Below are 21,282 nucleotides of genomic sequence, written 5' to 3' on the forward strand. Positions count from 1 at the left end.
CAGGCGGCCGGGCGACTACTGGAACGAGATGTGGTCGATGGTGACGGTAGAGTTGCCCCCGTACCAGAAGCCCATGGCCAGCTGGGACGGGCTGTTGCGGTTGATGCCGTTGGCCACCAGCGGGATCTTGATGTCCTGGTAGGACGCCGTGATCACCGGATGCGCGCCGCCGTCGAGGGTGAAGTCGCCGAACACCTTCGTCGAGCCGCCCAGACCCAGGTTGAAGTGGCTCTGCTCGCCGCCTGCCGTGCCCTTGATCCGCACGACCAGGTAGGTGTACGAGCTGAGGTCCACACCGACGTCGGAGCCGAACCAGCCGCAGTTGTTGTAGCGCAGGCTCAGCGCCCCGCCGGTGACGACGCCGTTGCCGCCGCCGTCGAGGAAGCAGTTGCCGCCGGTCCACTTGCCGAGGTCGTTCTGGTTCGCCGACGGGTACGCGGGCGTGCCGTCGTAGTTGTCCAGCACCAACCCGGTCGGCGGCTGCGGCGCCGCATCCGTGGTGACCGCGACCGCATTGCCGGCCGCAGACCTGTTCCCGGCCGCGTCCCGTGCCTTGACGGTGTAGCTGTAGGCCGTGTTCGCGGTCAGCCCCGTGTCGGTGAACGACGTGCCCGTCGGGCTGCCGACCAGCGTCGCGCCCCGGAACACCTCGTAACCGGTCACCCCCACGTTGTCCGTCGACGCCGTCCAGGACAGCGACACGCTCGTGTCGGTCTTCGACGGTGCGGACAGAGTGGGAGAACTCGGGGCGGTGCAGTCACCCGCGCAGCCCGTGGTGGTGGCCGACACCGATGCAGACAAACCGGACACATTCCCGGCCGCGTCGAGCGCCCGGACCGTGTACTGGTAGGTCTGCCCCGGCGAGCGCCCACTGTCGGTGTACGTCGTCCCGGTCGGCGAACCGACCTGGACCCCGTCGCGCAGCACCTGGTAGCCGGTCACGCCGACGTTGTCGGTCGAGGCCGACCAGGACAGCGCGACGCTGGTGTCGGTCACCCCGGTGACCGCGAGGTTCGCGGGCGTCGACGGTGCGGTGCAGTCGCCGGTGCAGGTGCCCGAGGTGCTGACCGCGCCGAGGTTCACCCAGCCGTCCGCGCCCTGGTTGGTGTTGGCGAACGACAGCGGCAGGCGCGGCCGCCACTGGTCGATGATCCAGTCGGTGAGCCTGCTCGCGGCGGGACGGGCGCGCAGCACGTCCTGGGTCACCGCCTCCAGGGGGTTGCGCACCTTCAGGACCAGGCTGTAGCTGCCCGCGGGCACGCCCGCGGTGCTGACGGTCGTGGCGAAGTTGACCGGCCGGCCGAAGTCGAGGTACTTCGGGTCGGCGCCCACGTTCCAGTCCGGGAAGGCGCGGATCTTCAAGGGCTGCACGGTGCGCAGGTCCCAGCTGGTGTCCCAGGTCTTCACGACCGCTCCCGCGCTGTTGCGCAGGCCGAGCTGCACCGTCCACGGGTAGTAGAACGGGGCGACGCCGTCGTTCTGCATCGTGACGCCGACCTTGAACGTGCCCGAGGCGGTCGCGTTGAAGTTGGCCTGCGGGATGTGCAGGTTGTAACCCATCTTGCGGACACCGGCGGACACCTTCGGGTCGCTGGTGCTGTACCCGCCCGCGCCGGTCTGGTTGATCATCCAGGTGATGTGGGTCAGCTCGGTCGCCGCCAGCACGTCGTCGACCTGCCCGGAGCCGCCCGGCCAGTTGGCGTAGAGGGTGCCCTGGATCTCGGGCCGGGCCTCGCCGCCGATGGACTGGGTGACCCACCGGTTCTCGGTGCCGGTGTTGAGCTGGAGCTGGAGGAACGCGTCCTCCCAGCCGTTCATCGACATCGGCAGGGTCATGCTCTTGAGCTGCCCGCCGTTGCGGAACTCCTTGTACGGCCAGGAGTCGTCGTGGAAGCCGATGTTCGCGGTCTCGGTGCCCGCGAGCGGGTAGCGGACCTCCAGCTGGATGTTGTCGAACGCGGTGTCGTACGCCCCGATGATGGTGCGGATCGTGTTGTCGGTCGGCATCAGGTTCGGGTAGCCGTCGGCCAGGTCCCGGTCGTACGGCCAGGTGTGCCACTCGCCCCACAGGCCGACCAGGCCCAGCGACATGAACCCGATGCGCGGGTCGGCGGTGCCGCCCGGCCCGGCCTTGTCGTAGCGGGCCGCGAACGCGTTGATGAAGGTGACCAGCGCGCTGATGACGTCCGGGTCGTCGTAGTCGGGGCTGACGGTGCCCCAGAACCCGTTGGTGCGCAGCGCCATCTTGCCGTTCAGGCACGGCGGGATGCCGTTGCCGGGGTGCGTGCCGCTGCCGCCGGGATACTCCAGGTAGAAGCGGAACGCGGTCTGGCGGCTCCAGACGGCGGCCTCGTCGAGCGCCTTCTCGAACACGCTCCAGTCGATGTTCGCGCAGCTGGCCGGGTCCTTCATCACCTCGTTGAGGGCGAAGTAGCTCCAGACCAGGCCGCCGGGGTACTTGGTGGACAGGTTGTCGCCGGGGAAGAGGTAGGGGGCGAACCCCTTCAGCGGCTGGCCGAGGGCGGCGTCGGCGTAGGTGTAGGAGTGGGTGGTCAGGCTGGTGTCGGGGCCGGGACCGGCCGGCGGCCGGGCGGGCGGGCCCGCGGGTGCGGCGGCCGCGCTGGTGGCGACCAGCGCGATCGTCAGTGCCGCCGCCGTGGTGGCGAACAGCTTGCGTAGGGATGGCATGTACCGGTGTTCCCTTCGGGGACGAGGTTCGTAGAACAGGAAGGGTTCGGTGCGGGCGCCGCCGGCCGGGTGCCGGCGGCGCCGAGGTGCGGGTGGTGCGGCGGCGCCGTCAGCGGGTGGTGACGGAGCCGAGGTGCAGCCAGCCGGTGTGGGTGTCCTGGCTGGTGTTGGCGAACCGCAACGGGATGCCGTTGGGCAGCGGGTTGGCCACGCGCAGCACGAGGCCGTAGCTGCCGGGGCGCAGGCCGCGGGTGTCGATGCGGGTGGTCAGCTCGGCGGGGTCCTGGCCGGGCTGGATGCCGGCGACCGTCCAGTCGGTCTTCCAGCGCCTGACGACACGGCCCTGGCCGTCGACGGCGGCCAGCTCGGCGCGCCAGTCGTAGTAGAAGGGCGCGGTGCCGCGGTTGGCCACGCGCACCGACACCCGGTCGCGGGACAGCGCCGCCTCGGTGACGGTCAGCTCGTAGCCCAGCGACTTCGACGCGGCCAGGGCGCGGAAGTACTCGTCGCCGGTGTAGCCGTCGTTCGCGAACGCCGCATGGTTGATCATCCAGCTGATGTGGGTCAGGTCGACGGACTGCGTGAAGTCCTCGTACTGGCCGCAGCTGACGGGCTGCTCGAACAGGCAGGACTGGATCTCGGGGCGCAGCTCGCCGCCGACGGGCTCGCGCTGCCACTTGCCGGTGACGCCCTCGTCGATGAGGCGCTGCACGAAGTGCCAGGACTGCACGGGCAGCGTCTCGAAGGCGAACGAGTCGTCGTGGTAGCCGATGCCCAGCTCCTTGTTCTGCGGGCTCGGGTAGCGGGCCAGCAGCCGGGTCCTGTCGAACGAGGTCTCGAAGGTGTTGAGGATGCCGGTGAGGATCTCGGTGGACGGCATCCAGTTCTCGGGCTTGGTCCAGCCGTCGTACGGCCAGGTGTGCCACTCGCCCCAGAAGCCGATCAGGCCGAGGGTGAGGAAGCCGATGCGCGGATCGCCGTCGTACCTGCGCCCGAGCGCGGTGATGAAGTTCTGCACGGCGCTGACCAGGCGCGGGTCGCTGTAGTCGGGGGCGACGCTGACGCCGTTGTTGCCGAAGTCGTCGTAGGCGTGCGTGGCCAGGCCCTGGTCCAGCAGGTACTGCGGGATGCCGGTGGGCTTGCCCGGGTAGTCCAGATAGAACCGGAACACGGCCTGGTGGCCGCGCGCGGCGATCGCGTTGAGCTGCCGTTCCACGGCGTCCCAGCGGAACCGGTCCGGGCCGGTCATGACGTCGCGGACCGGCAGGTAGAACCATTCCATGCTGTACGGGAAGGTCTGGTAGCTGCCCGCGTACGGCATGAAGCCCTTGAGCGGGTTGTCGGCGGGCGCGGAGGTGTAGGTCAGCGGCGTCCACTGCGGTTCGGTGGGCGCGGGCCGGGCCGCGGCGGGCGTGCCCGCGGCGAGGGTGAGCGCCGCCAGCAGGGCGACGGTGATACGTGCTGCTCTTCTCATGTGGGCTTCCTCGGTCGGGGGTGGGCCGGCCAGGCCCCCGTCGCCTGGCCGGAGTGCGCGGGCAGGGTCAGCCGACGGTGATGCGGTCGATGTCGGGAGCCCAGCCGGAGGGGTTGGCGACGGTGATCGTGTTGTTGCCCGCGGCCAGATTGAGGGTGACCGTGACGGTGCCGACGGTGTCCCAGTTGGCGGTGGGCGCGAAGTTCACCGTCTGGCCGTTGACCGTGGCGGAACGTGCCACGGCCGACAGGTAGTGGATCGTCACGGTGCGCGCGCCGCCCGTGCCGCCGGCGACGTTGTTGAACGACAGGGTCGCGCCGCTGCCGACGTAGCCGACCTTCGAACCGCCCGAGCAGGCCGCGCAGGATGCCACGGCCGCGGTGCCGGTCCGGGTGTTGCCGGAGGACTCGGCCTCGTAGCTGACGGGTGTCGTGCCGCCCGCGTTGGTCGTCACGGTCAGCGGGCTCGACGCGGCCGAGTAGTTGCCAGCGGCGTCATAGGCCTTGACCGTGTACGTGTAGGCGGTCGACGCAGCCAGTCCGGTGTCGGTGAAGCCGGTGCTCGTCGAGGTGCCGACCGGGCTGCCCCCACGCAGGATCTGGTATCCGGTCACGCCGACGTTGTCGGTCGAGCCGCTCCACGACAGCGTGACCGAGTTGGCGGTCTTGCTCGGCGAGGCCAGGCCCGTGGGGGCGCTCGGCGCGGTGGTGTCGCCTCCGCCGCCCGCGGTGGACACGGTGATGCGGTCGATGTCGGGAGCCCAGCCGGACGGGTTGGCGATGGTGATGGTGTTGCTGCCGGCGGCGAGGTTGAGCGTGACGGCGGTGGAGCCGACGGTGGTCCAGCTACCGGTCGAGGCGAAGTCGACGGTCTGCCCGTTGACCACGGCGGTGCGCGCCTCGGCCGTCAGGTAGTAGATCGTCACCGTCCGCGAACCGCCGGTGCCGCCCGCGACGTTGTTGAACGCCATCGACGCCCCGTTGCCGAGGTAGCCGACCTTCGACCCGCCCGAGCATGTGCCGCAGGACGCCGTCAGCGCGCCGCCGGACAGCGTGTTGCCCGACGCCTCAGCCTCGTGGGTCACCGCACCGCCGCCGCCCGCCGAGGTGGAGGCGGTGACCGTGCTGCTCGCCGCCGACCGGTTCCCGGCGGCGTCGCGGGCCTTGACCGTGTAGCTGTAGCTCGTCGACGCGGCCAGGCCGGTGTCGGTGAACGTCGTCCCGGTCGGGCTGCCGACCAGCGTCGCGCCACGGAACACCTCGTAGCCGGTCACCCCGACGTTGTCCGTCGAGGCGGACCAGGACAGCGAGATCGACGACGACGTCTGGCCGGTGGAGGTGATGCCCGTCGGGACCGAGGGCGCGGTGGTGTCGCCGCCGCCGGTGCCGACGGTCACCGCGCCGAGGCCGAGCCAGCCGTCCGCGTTCTGGGTGGTGTTGGCGAAACGCAGCTTCTTGGCGTCGGCGTCGACGGTCTCCAGCGGGTTCTTGACGCGCAGGACCCACTGGTAGCTGCCCTGCGGCACCGCGGAGAGGCTGACGCTGGTCTGGAAGTACTGCGGGTAGCCGAAGCTGCGGTACGTGGGATCGGATCCCACGTTCCAGTCGGGGAACGCCCGGATGGAGAGCGGCTGGACGGTACGCAGGTCCCAGGGGGTGTCCCAGGTCTGCACCACGGCGCCCGAGCTGTTCTTGAGCCCGAGGGTCATGGTCCACGGGTAGTAGAACGGGGCGACGCCGGTGTTGCTGATCTGCACGCCGACGTTGGTCGTGCCGGAGGCGGTGTCCTTGAAGTACGAGTTGTTGACGCTGAGGTTGTAGCCCATCGCGCGCACCGCGGCCGAGACGTTGGCGTCGGTGGGCGAGTAGGCGGCACTCCCCTCGTTGATCATCCAGCTGGCGTGGGCGAGCTCGATGCACGCCTTGAGGTTGTCGACGGTGCCGGAGCCGTTCGGCCAGGACTGGAACGCGAAGGTCTGGATCTCGGGGCGCAGCTCACCGCCGATCGAGCTGCTGATCCACTTGTTCTCGGTGCCGGTGGCGATGTTGCGCTGCAGGTGGGCGTAGGAGGCACCGCCCAGGGACGTCGGCAGGGTCACGCCCTGCAGGGGTGAGCCTTCCCGGAAGCAGAACGAGTCGTCGTGGTAGCCGATGTCGCGGGAGTTGGCCGCGCCGCCGGCCGCGTCGGCGTAGCGGATCTCCACCTTGGTGGTGTTGAACGCGGTGTCGAAGGCGGCCACGAGCTGCGCCCCGTTGGCGTCGGTGGGCATGTAGTTGGGCAGCCCGTCAGCGGTGTCGGTGTCGTAGGGCCAGGTGTGCCACTCGCCCCACAGCCCGACCAGGCCCAGGTGGATGAACCCGAGCCGGGAGTCGCCGTCGTAGCGGGCCCCGAACGCGGCGATGAAGTTCTTCAGCGCGTTGATCAGGAACGGGCTGTCGTAGTCGGGGTGCGTGACGTTCCACGTGGCGTCGGCGCGGGTGGCGACGTTGCCGTTGAAGCACGGCGGGATGGCGTTGGCCGGATGGCTGCCGGTGCCCCCGGGGTACGTCATGTAGATGCGGATGGCGGCCTGGTTGCCGTAGCCGGCGGTCTCGGCCAGCATGCTGTCGATGATCGACCAGTTGTAGCTGCCGCAGTTCGAGGCGCTGGTCATGATCTCGGACAGGCCGAAGTAGCCCCAGGTCAGCGAGTGCGGGAAGCCGTTGTTCTGGTCACCGCCGGGCGAGTAGAACCTGGCCCAGCCCTTGAGCGGGTTGTCCACCGGCCCCGGAGCGGCGCTCAGGGCGTGGACCTGCAGGGACGGGTCGGGGCTGGCGGGCGCCGCGGGACGGGACGGCGGTCCGGCGGGAGCGGCTGACGCGCCGGCCGGGCCGACGAGCGTCAGGGCCGCGCCGAGGGCGGCGGTGGCGAGTGCGGCCAGGACGGTACGGCCGCGTGAACGTGATTTCACGGTGATCTCCGGTGGGAGTCGGGCACTTCTCCGGGCTGTTCGCGGTGCGTGTGCCACGCGGGCACACCACTGAGCCGACGCACAGGGTCCACATAGGCCCTGGTCGGAGCGTTGGCGCAGCGGTTCTGAGCTGGTCGTCCTCCTCGTCGTTACCGAAGTAATACGAAGAGGTGTTGACAAAATTTCGAAGGTCTACATCATTATTCGAGAGCGGGGCGGCTGGCAAGAGCCGACCGATAGACGGATCCGAGGACGTTGATGAGCTCGACAAAACCGCGAGACGACCGGCGGGCGGCGTGGCTGTTCCTGCTGCCGGTGCTGGTCGGATTCGCCGTCTTCTACGGCTACCCGGCCGCCCGGGGCGTGTGGTACTCGGTCACCGACTACAACATGCTCAACACGGCGACGTACGTCGGCGCGGAGAACTACACCAAGCTGCTGCAAGACGACCAGTTCTGGAACGCCATGCTGGTCACGGCCTGGTACGTGGTGCTCAACATCGGCTCGCAGACGCTGCTGGCGCTGGGCATCGCGACGCTGATGCACCGGCTGACCCGCTCGGTGGTGCTCCGGGCGACGCTGCTGCTGCCGTGGCTGGTCCCCAACGTCACCATCGGCCTGCTCTGGATGTGGCTGCTGGACACCAACCTCGGGTTCGTCAACCAACTGCTGCACACCGTCGGCCTGGGCCCGGTCGGCTTCTTCACCGACGAGACCTGGGCGATGCCGACCGTGGCCGGCATCAACACCTGGGCGTACACCGGCTACACGGCGCTGCTGCTCTACGCCGGGATGCTGCAGATCCCGCAGTACCTGTACGAGGGCGCGTCGATCGACGGCGCCGGCGAGTGGCGCATGTTCCGCCGGATCACGCTGCCGCTGCTGCGGCCGGTGCTCGCGCTGGTGCTGGTCGTGTCGCTGATCGGCTCGTTCCAGATCTTCGACACCATCGCGGTCACCACCAAGGGCGGCCCGGTCTCGGCCACGCAGGTCATCTACTACTTCATCTACCTGCAGGCGTTCAAGTACTTCCACATGGGCTACGCCGCCGCGGCGGCGGTCTTCCTGGCCCTGATCCTCGGCGTGCTCACCGCGATACAGATGCGCCTGCTGCGCGCCTCGCGCTCGGACCTGGCGTGAAGGGGACGACAGACATGACCCGCAGAACCTTCAACCCCGGACGCGCGCTGGCCTGGGTGGCGATGGCCGTCGTCATCGTGGTGACCGTCTTCCCCTTCTGGTGGATGATCCGCACCGCGCTCACCCCGGCCGCCGACATCTACACCGACAACGCGAGCCTGCTGCCGGAACACCCGACGCTGATCAACTTCCTGCGGGTGCTCGGCCTGACCAGCGAGGCCGAGGCCCGCGCGGCGGGCGGGTCCGGGGCGCACCTCGACTTCGCCGGCTACCTGTGGAACTCGATCGTGTACTGCGGCCTCATCGCCGCCGTGCAGACCCTGTTCTGCGCGATGGCCGGTTACGCGTTCGCCCGGCTGCGCTTCCCCGGCCGCGACCTGGTGTTCGCGATCGTGATCGCGGCGCTGATGGTGCCGCCGATCTTCACGCTGCTGCCCAACTTCATCCTGGTCAAGGACCTCGGCTGGATGAACACCATGGCCGGTATGGTCGCCCCCACGATCCTGATGACGCCGTTCGCGGTGTTCTTCCTGCGCCAGTTCTTCCTGTCGCTGCCCCGCGACGTGGAGGAGGCGGCGATCCTCGACGGCAACGGCCCCTGGGGCATCTTCTGGCGCATCGCGCTGCCGATGAGCCGCGGCCCGCTGATCACGATCGGTCTCACCACGACCGTGTGGGCCTGGAAGGACTACCTGTGGCCGCTGCTGGTCGGCCGTGACGAGGAGAACCGCCTGGTCACCGTCGCGCTCGGGGTGTTCCTGCAGCAGTCGCCCAACACCCAACCCGACTGGACCGGCCTGATGGCCGCCTCGACGCTGTCGGTCCTGCCCGTGCTGCTCCTGCTCGTCTTCGTGGGCAAGCGGCTGGTCCAGTCCCTGAACTTCACCGGAAGCAAGTGACACACCCACCCCCGAGAAAGAAGGAAATGATGATCCGCACATCACGGGTCGGGGCGGCGCTGCTGACCCTGGCTGTGGCGGCCGGCGTGGCCGCGTGCAGCAGCACCACCGAGGAGGAGCCCGGCGCCGCCGTCACCCTCGACTACTGGCTGTGGGACGACAACCAGAAGGCGTCCTACCAGCAGTGCGCCGACGAGTTCACCAAGGCCAACCCGAACATCACCATCAAGATCAGCCAGGCGGCCTGGAACGAGTACTGGCAGAACCTGACCACGCAGATCGCCGCGGGGGACGCGCCGGACGTGTGGACCAACCAGGGCTCGTACTACCCGCAGTTCGTCAGCTCCGGCCAGATCCTCGACATCCAGCCCTACGTCACCGCCGACAAGGTGGACCTGTCGCAGTACCAGGGCGGCCTGGCCGACCTGTTCACCAAGGGCGACCAGCGCTTCGGCCTGCCGAAGGACTGGGACACCATGGCCCTGGTCTACAACACCGAGCACCTCAAGGCCCAGGGCATCGACGCCGCGTCACTGGCGAACCTGACCTGGAACCCGACCGACGGTGGCACCTTCGAGCAGCTCATCGCCAAGGCCACGGTCGACGAGAAGGGTCGCAACGGCCTGGACCCGGCGTTCGACAAGACCAAGGTCAAGGTGTTCGGCTACCTGCCGGAGTGGGCCGACGGCTCGCAGGGCCAGAACGGCTGGGGCAACCTGGCCGCCAGCAACGGGTTCACCTACCTCGACAAGAACCCGTGGGGCACCCAGTACAAGTACGACGACCCCAAGCTGGCCCAGACCATCGACTGGTTCAAGTCGCTGAGCGCCAAGGGTTACGCCCCCGCGCTGGACAAGGCGTCCACGCTGAGCCGGGACTCCCTGCTCAACGCGGGCAAGGGCGCGATCACCTTCGCGGGCTCCTGGATGATCAACAGCTACCTGGGTGAGGGCGCGAAGCTGAAGTTCGCGTTCGCGCCGCTGCCGGCCGGCCCGCAGGGCCGCAAGACGGCGATCAACGGCCTGTCGGACGCGATCTGGGCCGGCACCAAGCACAAGGACGAGGCCTGGAAGTGGGTCAAGTTCCTGGGCTCGGCCGACTGCCAGAACATCGTGGGCGGCAACGGCGTGGTCTTCCCCGCCATCAAGACCGCCAGCGAGAAGGCCCTGGCCGCGCACACCGCCAAGGGCCGCGACGTGAAGGTGTTCGTCGACGAGGCCGCCGCGCCCGGTGGCACGTTCTTCGTGCCGATCACCGAGCACGGCAACGAGGTCAGCCAGCTCGTGCAGGACGCCATCCAGTCGGCGATCCTCGGCCAGAGCGACTCGGCCACCGCGCTGAAGAAGGCCAACGACCAGGTCAACGCCCTGTTCAAGTAGGCCCCGCACGAACAGGTGCGGCGGGACGCACGGTCGCGGCCCGCCGCACCCCCACCTCAGCGACTCATCTGCATCTCACCCGCCAAGGAGAACCATGGCACTGCTCATCGAGCTGGCCGGCCACACTTTCGCCCTCGAACACGACGGCCCCGGCAGCCCGCAAGCAGCCGACGGGGGCCTGGTCCTGCCACCGGGACGGGTCGCGTTGCTGCACGGACTGGGCGATGCCCTGTTCTACCGGCACGGGCACAACTCTTGGAGCCCCTGCGGCTGGCGGCGGCTGAGCGAGGCTCCGCTGCGCATCGCCAACCCGCAGCGGCGGCTCACCGCCGACGACACCGTCTGGGACGACCCGGCCCGCCACCACTCCTCCGCGGTGGCCGCCCTGGACGCCGGTGACGGCGACATCCTGCTGCTGGGCGCGCTCGGACTGGGCGTGCCGCGGCTGGCCGCCGACCGGGACACCATCTCCGGCTGGTACGAGACCGGCGCGCACCCGTGGTTCGCCGCGTACGGCCCCGAGGACGAGGTGTTCGCCGCGTACACCCGGCAGCTGGCCGAGCGCCTGGGCAGCAGCAGCCGCCGCGCCGGCAACGTCTGGTGCTCCTGGTACGCCTACTACGAGACCATCACCGAGCAGCAGCTGGCCAAGGACGTCGACGACCTGCGCGGGTTGCCGTTCGACGTGGTGCAGGTCGACGACGGCTGGGAGCGGCTGGTCGGCGACTGGCAGCCCAACCACAAGTTCCCGTCCGGCATGAAGGCCCTCGCGGACCGGATCACCGACGCGGGCATGACGGCCGGGCTGTGGCTGGCCCCGTTCATCGCCCTGCCCGGCTCCGAGCTGGCCCGCGAGCACCCGGAGCTGCTGCTGCGCGACGCGCGCGGCAAGCTCGTGATCGCCGGCAACAACTGGGGCAGCGGGTATCACGCCCTCGACCTGTCCCGGCCCGACACCCGCGAGTACCTGGCCGAGCTGACCCAGCGGGTGGTGCACGAGTGGGGCTTCAAGTACCTGAAGCTCGACTTCGTCAACGCCGGGGCGGCCCCGGGCGTACGCGCCGACGGCGGCGAGCGCGAGCAGTCCTACCGCGACGCGCTGGCGCTGATCCGCGAGGTCGCCGGGGACGACGTCTACCTGCTGGGCAGCGGGGCGATGCTGCTGCCGTCGCTGGGCATCCTCGACGGGCTGCGCAGCGGGCCGGACGTCGCGCCGATGTGGCAGAACTACGCCAGCGACGACCCGTCGGACGCGATGGCCCGCAACGCCGTCGTGAACACGCTGCACCGGTTGTGGCAGCAGCCGCTGGCCGAGGTCGACCCCGATGTCATCTACTTCCGCAGCCGGCTGAACCTGCTCACCGAGCAGCAGCTGGAGTGGCTGCGGGACCTGGCCGACATCTGCCGGTTCCGGGCCGTGTCCGACCCGCCGAGCTGGCTGTCGGCCACCGAGCTGGACGACATGACCGGTTACCTGGCGGCGCGGCCGGACGTCCGGCGGCTGGGCCGTTACGAGTACGCCGTCGGTGGGCGGCGGGCGGACTTCACCGCGGCGGTCACCCCCGCGGCGCAGGCGTACCCCATCTCCTGAGATGGCTCCGGCGGCGGACCAGGCCCGGTTGCACTCCCCCACCTGGGGGAGGACGCAGCCGGGCCCGACCCGTCAGCTCACTGTCAGTGGGCTTGCCATCACTCCACGATTTTGTAAAGATCAAAGCGTATTGCGCGGGCATTCCCGCACGCAAACAAGGGACAGAACGTGACAGAGTTAGCTACCACCGGAACGGATCTGCCGCGGCTGCGCGAGCTCAACTCGTTGAGCATCGTGCGCGCGCTGCGTGACCACCCGCCGTCCACCGTCACCGAACTGTCCCAGCGCACCGGCCTGTCCCGGCCCGCCGTGGACGTCATCGCCCAGGGGCTGGTCACCGACGGCTGGGCCACGGTACTCGAACCCGGCGCGAGCAGCGCCGTCGGCCGCCCCGCCCGGCGCTACCAGTTCCGCGCCGGAGCCGGGTACGTGGTGGGCGTCGACGTGGGCGTGCACAAGATCCTGGCGCTGCTGGCCGACCTCGACGGCAACATCGTGCAGTCCGTACGGCAGTCCGTCGCCGCCGAGGCCGCGCCCGCCGAACGTCTCGCCGTGCTCGACGCCGTGCTGGACGCCTGCGTGGCCGGGGCCGGCAAGTCCCCGGGCGACATCTGGGCCGTCACCGCCGCGGTCACCGGCGCCGTGGACGCCGCCGGGCGGACCAGCTTCTTCACCCCGCTGCCGGGCTGGAAGAGCGTCGACCTGGCCGGGCACCTCGGCGGGCGCTTCTCCTGCCCGATCGTGGTGGAGAACGACTGCAAGCTGGCCGCGCTGGCCGAGCGGTGGAAAGGCGCGGCGACCGACGCCGACGACATCGTCTACCTGCTCGGCGGCATGCGCAACGGCGCCGGCCTGATCATCGACGGGGTGCTGCGGCGCGGGTTCGGCGGCGCGGCCGGTGAGATCGGCGCGCTCAAGCACGTGCGCTGGCTCAACGCCCCCTCGCACCTGCAGAACTGCCCCGGCGTGCCCGACACGGTCAGCCCCGACGACGCCGCGGCCTGGGTCTTCAACGCCGCCCGGCAGGGCGACAAGGCGGCCCGTGGCGCGGTCAATCGCTACGTCAAGGACCTCGCCGTCGGCGCGGCCGCGCTGGTGCTCACCCTGGACCCGCAGGTGGTCGTGTTCGGCGGCGGCTTCTCCCGGTCCGCCGATCTGGTGCTCGACCCGCTGCGCCACGAACTCCAGCGCCTATGCCTGCGGATGCCGGAGGTGCGCGCGTCCACGCTGGGCGCCGACTCGGTCGCCCTCGGCGCACTGAAGCTGTCCCTGAACGAGGTCGACACCCGCCTGTTCAGCGCGGGCCTGTCCGCCCCCGTCGCACCGCGCCGCCACTGACCGGCCACAGGCGTCATGACCTTGGCGGCTTGAGAGTGTGGGCGAGGTTGCGCACGCCGACGGAGGTGTCCGGGTCGGACCGGCCCGCGACGGCGAGCACGCCCGCGCCCCAGCTCATGACGTAGGCGACCGAGCCGTAGTCGATGACGCCGCGCTCGCCGGGCCGCCAGCGTGGCTGCTTGCCGCCGCGCTGGGCGGCCAGGCGGTCGACCCCGGCCGCCGCGTCGGGTGTGTCGGCCTCGGTGACCTGCAGGTGCGGCCCGCCCGGGCTGTCGCCGAACAGGCGCGTGCCGACGGGCACGTAGACGTACCGGCGAGCGCCGGGGACGGCCACGGCTACGGCGACCACCTCGACCGGGCCGCCGAGGAACGCCGCGGCCCGGTCCGGGCCGACCTTCAGGTCCGCCACCCCGTGCGGGAACAGGGCGGCGTGCTCACCGGGGAACTCGTTGGCGGCGGCGGGATGGGCCAGCACCTCGATGGCCTTGACCCGCCGCGCGCGCGGGGTGACGTGCAGCCGGACCGTGGATCCGGCGACCACCCGCCGGTATTCGGCGTGGCTGACGGCGATACCGCGGATCCGGGTGGCCCCGCGGCTGTCGTCGACGGCGATCCAGTGGTGGCGGGTCTGCCCGTCCTCGCCGCTGTAGGTGATCCGGCGTTGCACCACCCGCCCTTCGACGTGCTCGGTGCGCACCTGGTCGGCGAACGAGAGCACGGCTAGCAGCAGCAGGATGCCCGCGACGATCGCCGTGCCCGCGGCGACCGGCACCTGCCAGCGCTCCGGCGCGTACCGCACGAACAGCAATGACACGGCGGCGTTACCGCCGAGCCAGAGCAGGATCAGGCCCTTCCAGACACCGCCGAGACGGCTGTGGCCGCTGCCCCGGTACACGATGTCCTTGCCCGCGACGGTGGACCGGCGCTGGGCCCGGTCCTTCCTGGCGTCGGCGATTCCCTGCCAGACCAGGAACACCACGGCCACGACGACGACGGCCCAGGCGAGAGCCTTCTGAAGATCCACGTCGGACACCCTCACGCATTGTCCGACGCCGATGCAACCGCCTTGCGGTAAGGAAGGGCACCTTCACATCGCTATGTGTTGTAGAAGGTGCCCTTCCTTTCCTCAGGCGCGGAGGAAGGCGAGCACGGCCAGGACGCGGCGGTGCTGGTCGCCGGCCGGCGGCAGGTCGAGTTTGGAGAAGATGCTGCTGACGTGCTTGTTCACGGCCGCCTCGGTGACGAACAGGCTGCGCGCGATTGCTGCGTTGGCCTGGCCCTGGGCCATCTGCTCCAGAACCTCGCGTTCGCGTGGGCTCAGCCGCTGCAACGGGTCCTGCCTACGGCGCAGCAGCTGGCGTACGACCTCGGGGTCGACGACGGTGGCCCCGGCGGCGACCCGTTCGGCGGCCTGTGCGAACTCCGCGACCGCACCGACGCGGTCCTTGAGCAGGTAACCCACCGCGTGGCCGCCGCCGGTGTCGAGCAGCTTCGCGGCATAGGACTGCTCGACGTACTGGCTCAGCACGAGCACGGGCAGGCCGGGGTCGGCGGCGCGCAGGGTGACGGCGGCGCGCAGGCCGTCGTCGGTGTGGCTCGGCGGCATGCGTACGTCGGTGACGACCAGGTCGGGGCGGTCTGCCGTGACCGCGGCGATCAGCGCCGGGGCGTCGCCGACGGCCGCGGCGACGGTGTGGCCGAAGCGTTCCAGCAGGCTGGTGAGGCCCTCGCGGAGCAGCACGCTGTCCTCGGCGATCACGATCCGGAGTGGCACGGCACCTCCACGTGCAGCAGGGTCGGCCCGCCCGGCGGGCTGGACAGGCGCATCCGTCCGTCGAGGACGGACAGGCGGTCGGCCAGCCCGGCCAGGCCGCTGCCCGCGGCGGCGTCGGCTCCGCCCGTTCCGTTGTCGCGGATCTCCAGTACGAGCAGGTCGGTGTGCAGCCGCCCGGTCACCTCGGCCCGCTGCGCGCCGCTGTGCTTGGCGATGTTGGCCAGCGCCTCGGCCACGACGTAGTACGCGGTCACCTCGACCGGCGCGGGCAGACGGTGCGGCAGCCGGATGTCGACGCCCACCGGGACCTGCGACAGCGTCGCCAGCTCGCCGACCGCGTCGGCGAGGCCGTGGTCGGTGAGCACCTGCGGATGCACGCCGCGGATCAGCGCCCGCAGTTCCTGCAACGTCAGCGCGACCTGGTCCTGCGCGGCGGCCAGGTGCCGGGCGACCGGCGAGCCCGGTTCGGCGTCGAGCCCGGCCAGGCCCAGCTGCACGCTCAGCGAGACGAGGCGCTGCTGCGCGCCGTCGTGCAGGTCCCGCTCGATCCGGCGGCGCTCCAGCTCGAACGCGTCCATCAGCCGGGCCCGGGAGGCGCGTACCTCGCGCAGCTGCGCGCCGAGCTCGTCGTCGCGCGGGGCGAGCACGGCGCGGGTGAACGCGGCCCTGGCCCCGGCCCAGGCGGTGATGGTGTACGGGGCCGGCAGCAGCAGGACGAACCCGAGGATGGCCAGCCCCCACACGTCGGAGTCGTCGACCGGGGACAGCATCACGATGACGGGCACGGCGAGCGCGCCGAACAGCACGCCGAGATCCATCCACCACAGCCCGACCAGCGACAGCGCGGTGAAGCCCAGCTCGCGCCAGGTCGCGGGCTCGCGCAGCCGGGTCGTCAGCCAGGCCCGCAGGCCCGCTTCGGCCGGCCGCTGGTGCGGGTCGGGCGCCGGGTCGAGGTCGACCAGCCGCAGCCGCCAGCGCTCGAACCGGGCCACGTAGATGCCCGACAGCAGCAGCGCCAGGATCGCCAGCACGCCGACCAGCACTATCAGCAGCACCAGCCCGGCCGCGGCGAGCATGAGCACGACCGTGCCGACCAGCCCGCCGACGAGCACCCCGGAGACCAGGTACGCCAGGGAGCGCCACGGCCACCAGGAGGTCAGGAACCGCAGCGGCCGCTGAGCCAGGGCCTGCCAGGCGGTACGCGCATGCACGGCTCGACGGTACCCGCCGGTTGATCTCGTGACGGTAGTGCACGCACTACCTCCGAAGTCCCGTCCACGCCAATGCGCCGGGGCCGACGCACGAGTGGACTGGACCGCATGACGATCACACCATCCCCCGCCGCCGAGGCGGTCGGGCTGACCGGCGCCCGCAAGGTGTACGGGACCGGAGCCCAGGCCGTCACGGCGCTGGACGAGCTGACCCTGGCCTTCCCGCAGGGGACCTTCACCGCGGTCATGGGTCCGTCGGGGTCCGGCAAGTCCACCCTGCTGCAGTGCGCCGCCGGGCTGGACCGGCTGACCTCGGGCGCCGTCCGCGTCGGCGGGGTCGACCTGGGCGGGCTGAACGAGCAGCGGCGCACCGTGCTGCGCCGGGAGCGGATCGGCTTCGTGTTCCAGTCGTTCAACCTGGTCGCGTCGCTGACCGCGGCGCAGAACGTGGAGCTGCCGCTGCGCCTGGCGGGCCGCCGTCCGGCAGCGGCGGCGGTGCGGGCCGCGCTCGCCGAGGTGGGCCTGGCCGACCGGGCGACGCATCGGCCCGCCGAGCTGTCCGGTGGGCAGCAGCAGCGCGTCGCCATCGCCCGTGCCCTGATCACCCGCCCGGACGTGGTCTTCGCCGACGAGCCGACGGGCGCACTGGACACCGCGGCCTCGCGCGAGGTGCTGGGCCTGCTGCGGGCCGCCGTGGACGGGCACGGGCAGACGGTCGTGATGGTCACCCACGACCCGGTCGCCGCCTCGTACGCCGACGAGGTGGTGTTCCTGCGCGACGGGCGGATCGCCGACCGGCTCGGCGGGGCCGCCCAGGTGCCCGGCCGCGCCGAGCAGATCGCCGGCCTGATGGCCCGCCTGGAGCAGCGATGATCGCGCTCGCGGCGGTACGCGGCCGGGCCGCGTCGCTGGCCGGCACGTTCGCCGGCCTCACCCTCGGGGTGGCGCTGATCGCGATGGCGCTGCTCGTGCACGTCTCGGCGCAGCCGCGCACACCCCAGCGGCTGGCGGCCGCGCCGGTGCTGGTGCACGGGCCGGTCGCGCCGGACGCGGCCGGGGTCGGCAGCGGGGTGCGGCCGTGGACGGGCTCCGACGCCGCCGCGCTCGCCGGACGCCTGGCCGGGCTGCCCGGTGTCGCCGCGGCGGTGCCCGACCGCTCGTTCTACGCGCAGCTCGTCATCGGGGGCGAGCCGGTCGGCGACGCCGAGGACGCCGGGGCCGGGCACGGCTGGTCCAGCGCCGCGCTGGGCGCGTACCCGCTGGTCGAGGGGGTGGCCCCGGCCGCCGCCGGGCAGGTCGCCGCCGACGTCGCGACCGGGCTCGCGGTCGGCGCGCGCACCACGCTGCTGACCGCCGGCGGCCCGGCGGAGGTGATCGTCACCGGGCTGGTCGGCGGGCCGGGCGTGTACGTGTCCGATGCCGAGGCGGCGCGGCTGTCGCCCGGCGTGCCGGTGATCGGGCTGCTGCTGCGGGACGGGGCCGATCCGGCCGGTGCCGCCGCCGCCGCGCGCGACGTCGCGACCGGGGCCGTGGTCGCGACCGGCGAGCAGCGGGCCGCGCTGGAACCGGTGCAGCAGGCCAAGACCCGCTGGCTGGGCACCCAGCTGCTGATCGCGATGGCGAGCCTGGCCGTGTTCGTGACCGTGTTCGTGGTCGCGTCGACGTTCGCGCTCAACGTCGCGCAGCGGCGGCGTGAGCTGGGCCTGCTGCGCACCGTCGGGGCGACCCCGCGCCAGATCCGGCGGTTCGTGCTGGGTGAGGCGATGCTCGTCGGGGCGGCCGGTGGCGTCGCCGGGGCGCTGCTGGGCACCGCGGCGGCCGGTCCGGCGGGCGGGCTGCTGGTGCGGTGGGGCCTGGCCGAGCCGGGACTGGAGGTCCGGCCGCAGCTGCTGCCGGTGCTCGCGGCGGTCGCGGTCGGCGTCGGGGTCGCGCTGGTCGGCGCGTACGCGGCCGGACGCCGCGCCGCGAAGGTGCCGCCGATGGACGCGCTGCGCGAGGCCTCGGTCGAGGCGCGGGCCATGGGGCCGGGCCGCTGGCTGCTCGGCGGCGGCGCGCTGCTGCTCGGCGGCTTCCTGGCGATCCGCACCGCCGCCGCCGCGGCCGACGAGCGCGTCAACTCGGCGCTGTTCGCCGCGATGGCACTGACCGCCGCCGCGGCCCTGCTCGCCCCGGTGCTGGTGCCGCCGCTGGTGCGGCTGGTCTCCTGGCCGCTGCGCGGCGCCCGGGGAGCCGGGCCGATGCTGGTGCGGGCCGAGTCGCTGACCGCCGCCCGGCGCACCGCCGCCACCGCGGCCCCGGTGATCGCCACGGTCGGGTTCGCGGTGCTGCTGTCCGGCATGGTCTCCACCATGCGGGAGGCGTACCCGGCCGGGCAGGCCGCGAAGCTGGCCGGGATCACCGTCGCGGTGCCGGACGGCACCCCCGGGTTGACCGAGGCCGCCGCGGGCGGCCGGGCGGTCCTGCCGACCCGGGTGTACGCCAACGGCCTGTCCATCGCCGCGTTCGGCACCGCCACCGCCCCGGTCAGCGTGGCGGCCGACGTCGCCGACGCCCTCGGCGTGCGGGTCGGCGACACCCTCAGCGTCGTCTTCGCCGACGGGAACGCCGAGCGGCTGACCATCGCGAAGCTGACCCCCGACGGGCAGGTCGACGACGACCTCATCCTGCCGCGGGAGCTGGTCCGCCGGCACGACCCGTCCGCCCTGGCCGGAGCGGTGATCGGGGTGGACGCCGCCGCGCCGGCCGGGCTGCCCGGCGTCGAGGTGCTCGACGCGAAGGCGTACGCCGACCGCGAGAGCAGCGAGGACACCCGGCTGCTGTGGCTGTTCGCGACGGTGCTGATCGCACTGTCCGTCGGGTACACGGGTATCGCGGTCGTCAACACGATGGCCATGTCGGCCGAGAGCCGACGCCCTGACCTGGCCGTGCTGCGCCGTGCCGGGGCCACACCACGGCAGACCCTGCGCTATGCGGCGGCCGAGGCGCTGCTGGTGGTGGCGCTGGGCACGGGCCTCGGCCTGGCGGTGACCATCCCGCCGCTGCTGGGCATGGCCGGCGGGCTGGCGGAGGAGGTCGGCGTGCCGGTTGCGCTGCGCCTGCACTGGCCGGTGCTGGTGGCGACGGTGCTGGCCACGGCCGCCGTGGCGGTGGCCGCGACGCTGACCGCGACCCGGCGGGCGTCGGCCCACCGGTCGGGATGACCCGCCGCGCACCCGCTCCCGGCCACGGCCGGCGGCAGGTCCCGTGAACGGCCCGCGTCGACTCTCGGCGCGGGCCGTTCACCGCCCGCCGGACGCCGACGGCGACGGGCGGGCGCCCGCTACCGTGTGCGCCATGACCGAGATCCTGCTGGCCGTCATCGTGGTGCTGCTTGTCGTCATCGCTCTGCTGCTCGGCCGGCGGAGCCGCCGCGACTCGACCGATCTGCTCGGATCAGCGATGGCCGCCCGCGAGGCCGAGCACGCCCGCGCGAGCGGCGCCGGCACCGCGGGGGCCGGCGCGCCGGAGGCCGAGTTCCTCGTGCAGCAGGTGCGGATGCTGATGAACCAGCGCCAGAAGATCCCTGCCGTGAAGCTGTGGCGCGACGCCACCGGGGCGTCTCTCGCCGACGCGGTCAAGGCCGTCGAGCTGATCGCGGCCGGCGGCACGCCTGCCCTGCCGAAGTCGGGCCTGTCGGCGGCGGCCGGACGGCCGGCGGATCCGCTGCTCGGGCCGGCACTGATGACCGACGCCCGCGACCTCAAGCGGCAGGGCCGAGCGATCGAGGCGATCAAGCTGGTACGCCAGCACACCGGGCTGGGCCTGCGCGAGGCGAAGGACGTCGTCGACGGGCTCTGACCTGCGGTCCGTCACCCGGGCAGGAGCTGCTGCCCGCCGTCGATGTCGTACGTCGCCCCGGTCAGCGCCGTGTTCGTCATGAGGTGCACGGCGAGCGCTGCCACGTCGGCCGGCCCGACGACGCGGCGGATCGGCAGCGTGGCGCGCAGCTGCTCGCGCCGCTGGTCGAGGTCGTCGCCGAGCAGTTCCGCCGACAGCGGCGTGTCGACGAACCCGGCGGCGATGAGGTTGACCCGGATCGGCGCGAGTTCCAGGGCGAGGTTGGCGGTCATCGCGGGCAGGGCCGCGGTGCCCATCGCGGCGACCGTCAGGCCCGGGTGCGGGCGGCGCGAGCCGGTGCCGCCCATGAAGATGAGCGTGCCGCCGGGCCGGACCCGGCCCGGGGCCAGCCGGGCCACGTTGATGGGCAGCCACATGTGCTCGTCGAACGAGCGTCGTGCCCGCTCGACGTCCATGTCGGCGAGCAGCCCGTAGTAGGGCCGGCCGGCCGTGATCAGCACGTGGTCGACCGGTCCGGGCAGGTCCTGGAAGAAGCGTTCGAGCGCGGCCGGGTCGGTGGCGTCGAACGCCGCGCTGCGCAGCGCGCCGAGGTCCGCGGCGGCCCGGGCCAGCCGGTCGGCGTCGCGGCCGGTGAGGATGACCTCGGCGCCCTCGGCGCGGGCCAGCCGGGCGGTCTCCAGGCCGATGCCGGCGCTGCCGCCGATCACGACGACGGTCGCGCCGGACAGGACGGGCTCGCGCGGGGCGGTGGATGCGGCTGCCACGATTCCTCCTCGGCCGGTACGCGGCGCTGACGGCGATCGGCTCAGCCCGCCTTCCCGGAGCGTAGCCGCGCACGACCCTCGACCGGTGCCGTACCGGAGGAGGCCGCGGACCGCGCACCTGCTGTGGTAGCGCTCCCAGCGCCCCATCGTGTACGTTCCCGTCCAGACAACGACCGCCCTCTATGCAATGAATCCGCTCCAGCACCGGCCGCTCGACGCGACCCGATCCGCGGCGAC

The 21,282-nt window shown here is 72.0% G+C and carries 15 protein-coding genes; 8 read left to right on the forward strand and 7 right to left on the reverse strand.

All coding sequences use genetic code 11. From position 1 onward, the window contains the following. Positions 1-15 precede the first annotated feature (15 nt). From Cco03nite_RS07655 to Cco03nite_RS42780, 3 genes are all read right to left on the reverse strand, one after another. Entirely contained in the window at positions 16-2,688 is a 2,673-nt protein-coding gene (locus tag Cco03nite_RS07655) for a fibronectin type III domain-containing protein (protein ID WP_203690303.1), read from the reverse strand. 109 nt (positions 2,689-2,797) lie between these two features. Further along, positions 2,798-4,162, reverse strand: a complete 1,365-nt coding sequence (locus Cco03nite_RS07660; RefSeq protein WP_203690305.1) for a DUF4832 domain-containing protein — start codon at positions 4,160-4,162, stop codon at positions 2,798-2,800. A gap of 67 nt (positions 4,163-4,229) precedes the next feature. Beyond that, on the reverse strand, positions 4,230-7,112 hold the full coding sequence (locus Cco03nite_RS42780) for a fibronectin type III domain-containing protein (protein WP_203690307.1): 2,883 nt from the start codon (positions 7,110-7,112) through the stop codon (positions 4,230-4,232). 258 nt (positions 7,113-7,370) lie between these two features. Between Cco03nite_RS42780 and Cco03nite_RS07670 the strand changes: the two genes are divergently transcribed. From Cco03nite_RS07670 to Cco03nite_RS07690, 5 genes are all read left to right on the forward strand, one after another. Then, positions 7,371-8,252, forward strand: coding sequence for a carbohydrate ABC transporter permease (locus tag Cco03nite_RS07670; protein ID WP_203690309.1), 882 nt, complete (start codon positions 7,371-7,373; stop codon positions 8,250-8,252). A gap of 14 nt (positions 8,253-8,266) precedes the next feature. Next, positions 8,267-9,151, forward strand: a complete 885-nt coding sequence (locus Cco03nite_RS07675; RefSeq protein ID WP_203690311.1) for a carbohydrate ABC transporter permease — start codon at positions 8,267-8,269, stop codon at positions 9,149-9,151. A 29-nt stretch (positions 9,152-9,180) separates the two neighbouring features. Further along, positions 9,181-10,530, forward strand: a complete 1,350-nt coding sequence (locus Cco03nite_RS07680; protein ID WP_203690313.1) for an ABC transporter substrate-binding protein — start codon at positions 9,181-9,183, stop codon at positions 10,528-10,530. 94 nt (positions 10,531-10,624) lie between these two features. Next, the gene (locus tag Cco03nite_RS07685; protein WP_203690315.1) at positions 10,625-12,121 is read left to right on the forward strand and encodes a glycoside hydrolase family 36 protein; all 1,497 of its coding nucleotides are present in this window, start codon (positions 10,625-10,627) and stop codon (positions 12,119-12,121) included. 168 nt (positions 12,122-12,289) lie between these two features. Next, positions 12,290-13,459, forward strand: coding sequence for an ROK family transcriptional regulator (locus Cco03nite_RS07690; RefSeq protein ID WP_203690316.1), 1,170 nt, complete (start codon positions 12,290-12,292; stop codon positions 13,457-13,459). A 13-nt stretch (positions 13,460-13,472) separates the two neighbouring features. Here the strand turns inward: Cco03nite_RS07690 and Cco03nite_RS07695 are convergent, their stop codons facing one another. From Cco03nite_RS07695 to Cco03nite_RS07705, 3 genes are all read right to left on the reverse strand, one after another. Continuing rightward, positions 13,473-14,483: a hypothetical protein gene (locus Cco03nite_RS07695; protein ID WP_203690318.1), complete on the reverse strand. Its 1,011-nt coding sequence runs from the start codon at positions 14,481-14,483 to the stop codon at positions 13,473-13,475. Positions 14,484-14,585: 102 nt separating this feature from the next. Further along, positions 14,586-15,221 carry a response regulator gene (locus tag Cco03nite_RS07700; protein WP_203690438.1) on the reverse strand — a complete coding sequence of 212 codons (636 nt, stop codon included), beginning with the start codon at positions 15,219-15,221 and terminating at the stop codon, positions 14,586-14,588. Further along, positions 15,215-16,444: a sensor histidine kinase gene (locus Cco03nite_RS07705; RefSeq protein WP_203690320.1), complete on the reverse strand. Its 1,230-nt coding sequence runs from the start codon at positions 16,442-16,444 to the stop codon at positions 15,215-15,217. Before Cco03nite_RS07705 ends, Cco03nite_RS07700 begins: the two co-directional genes overlap by 7 nt. Positions 16,445-16,552: 108 nt before the next feature. Here Cco03nite_RS07705 and Cco03nite_RS07710 point away from each other — a divergent pair, with 108 nt between their 5' ends. The 3 genes from Cco03nite_RS07710 to Cco03nite_RS07720 all read left to right on the forward strand — a co-directional run bounded on the left by Cco03nite_RS07710 (position 16,553) and on the right by Cco03nite_RS07720 (position 20,281). Next, positions 16,553-17,317: an ABC transporter ATP-binding protein gene (locus Cco03nite_RS07710; RefSeq protein WP_203690322.1), complete on the forward strand. Its 765-nt coding sequence runs from the start codon at positions 16,553-16,555 to the stop codon at positions 17,315-17,317. Then, on the forward strand, positions 17,314-19,644 hold the full coding sequence (locus Cco03nite_RS07715) for an FtsX-like permease family protein (protein ID WP_203690324.1): 2,331 nt from the start codon (positions 17,314-17,316) through the stop codon (positions 19,642-19,644). Before Cco03nite_RS07710 ends, Cco03nite_RS07715 begins: the two co-directional genes overlap by 4 nt. Positions 19,645-19,777: 133 nt before the next feature. Beyond that, positions 19,778-20,281 carry a ribosomal protein L7/L12 gene (locus Cco03nite_RS07720; protein ID WP_203690326.1) on the forward strand — a complete coding sequence of 168 codons (504 nt, stop codon included), beginning with the start codon at positions 19,778-19,780 and terminating at the stop codon, positions 20,279-20,281. Between the two features lie 11 nt (positions 20,282-20,292). On the opposite strand, the gene Cco03nite_RS07725 is transcribed toward Cco03nite_RS07720, so the two are convergent. Then, positions 20,293-21,045, reverse strand: a complete 753-nt coding sequence (locus tag Cco03nite_RS07725; protein WP_239167194.1) for an SDR family oxidoreductase — start codon at positions 21,043-21,045, stop codon at positions 20,293-20,295. Between the last annotated feature and the right edge of the window lie 237 nt (positions 21,046-21,282).

The organism is Catellatospora coxensis (genome assembly GCF_016862635.1).
Lineage (GTDB): Bacteria > Actinomycetota > Actinomycetes > Mycobacteriales > Micromonosporaceae > Catellatospora > Catellatospora coxensis.

Bases quoted from the DNA above. Each gene is read 5' to 3' on its own strand.
- Cco03nite_RS07655 (WP_203690303.1), bottom strand. From the start codon at position 2,688: ATGCCATCCCTACGCAAGCTGTTCGCCACCACGGCGGCGGCACTGACG.
- Cco03nite_RS07660 (WP_203690305.1), bottom strand. From the start codon at position 4,162: ATGAGAAGAGCAGCACGTATCACCGTCGCCCTGCTGGCGGCGCTCACC.
- Cco03nite_RS07670 (WP_203690309.1), top strand. From the start codon at position 7,371: ATGAGCTCGACAAAACCGCGAGACGACCGGCGGGCGGCGTGGCTGTTC.
- Cco03nite_RS07675 (WP_203690311.1), top strand. From the start codon at position 8,267: ATGACCCGCAGAACCTTCAACCCCGGACGCGCGCTGGCCTGGGTGGCG.
- Cco03nite_RS07680 (WP_203690313.1), top strand. From the start codon at position 9,181: ATGATCCGCACATCACGGGTCGGGGCGGCGCTGCTGACCCTGGCTGTG.
- Cco03nite_RS07685 (WP_203690315.1), top strand. From the start codon at position 10,625: ATGGCACTGCTCATCGAGCTGGCCGGCCACACTTTCGCCCTCGAACAC.
- Cco03nite_RS07710 (WP_203690322.1), top strand. From the start codon at position 16,553: ATGACGATCACACCATCCCCCGCCGCCGAGGCGGTCGGGCTGACCGGC.
- Cco03nite_RS07715 (WP_203690324.1), top strand. From the start codon at position 17,314: ATGATCGCGCTCGCGGCGGTACGCGGCCGGGCCGCGTCGCTGGCCGGC.
- Cco03nite_RS07720 (WP_203690326.1), top strand. From the start codon at position 19,778: ATGACCGAGATCCTGCTGGCCGTCATCGTGGTGCTGCTTGTCGTCATC.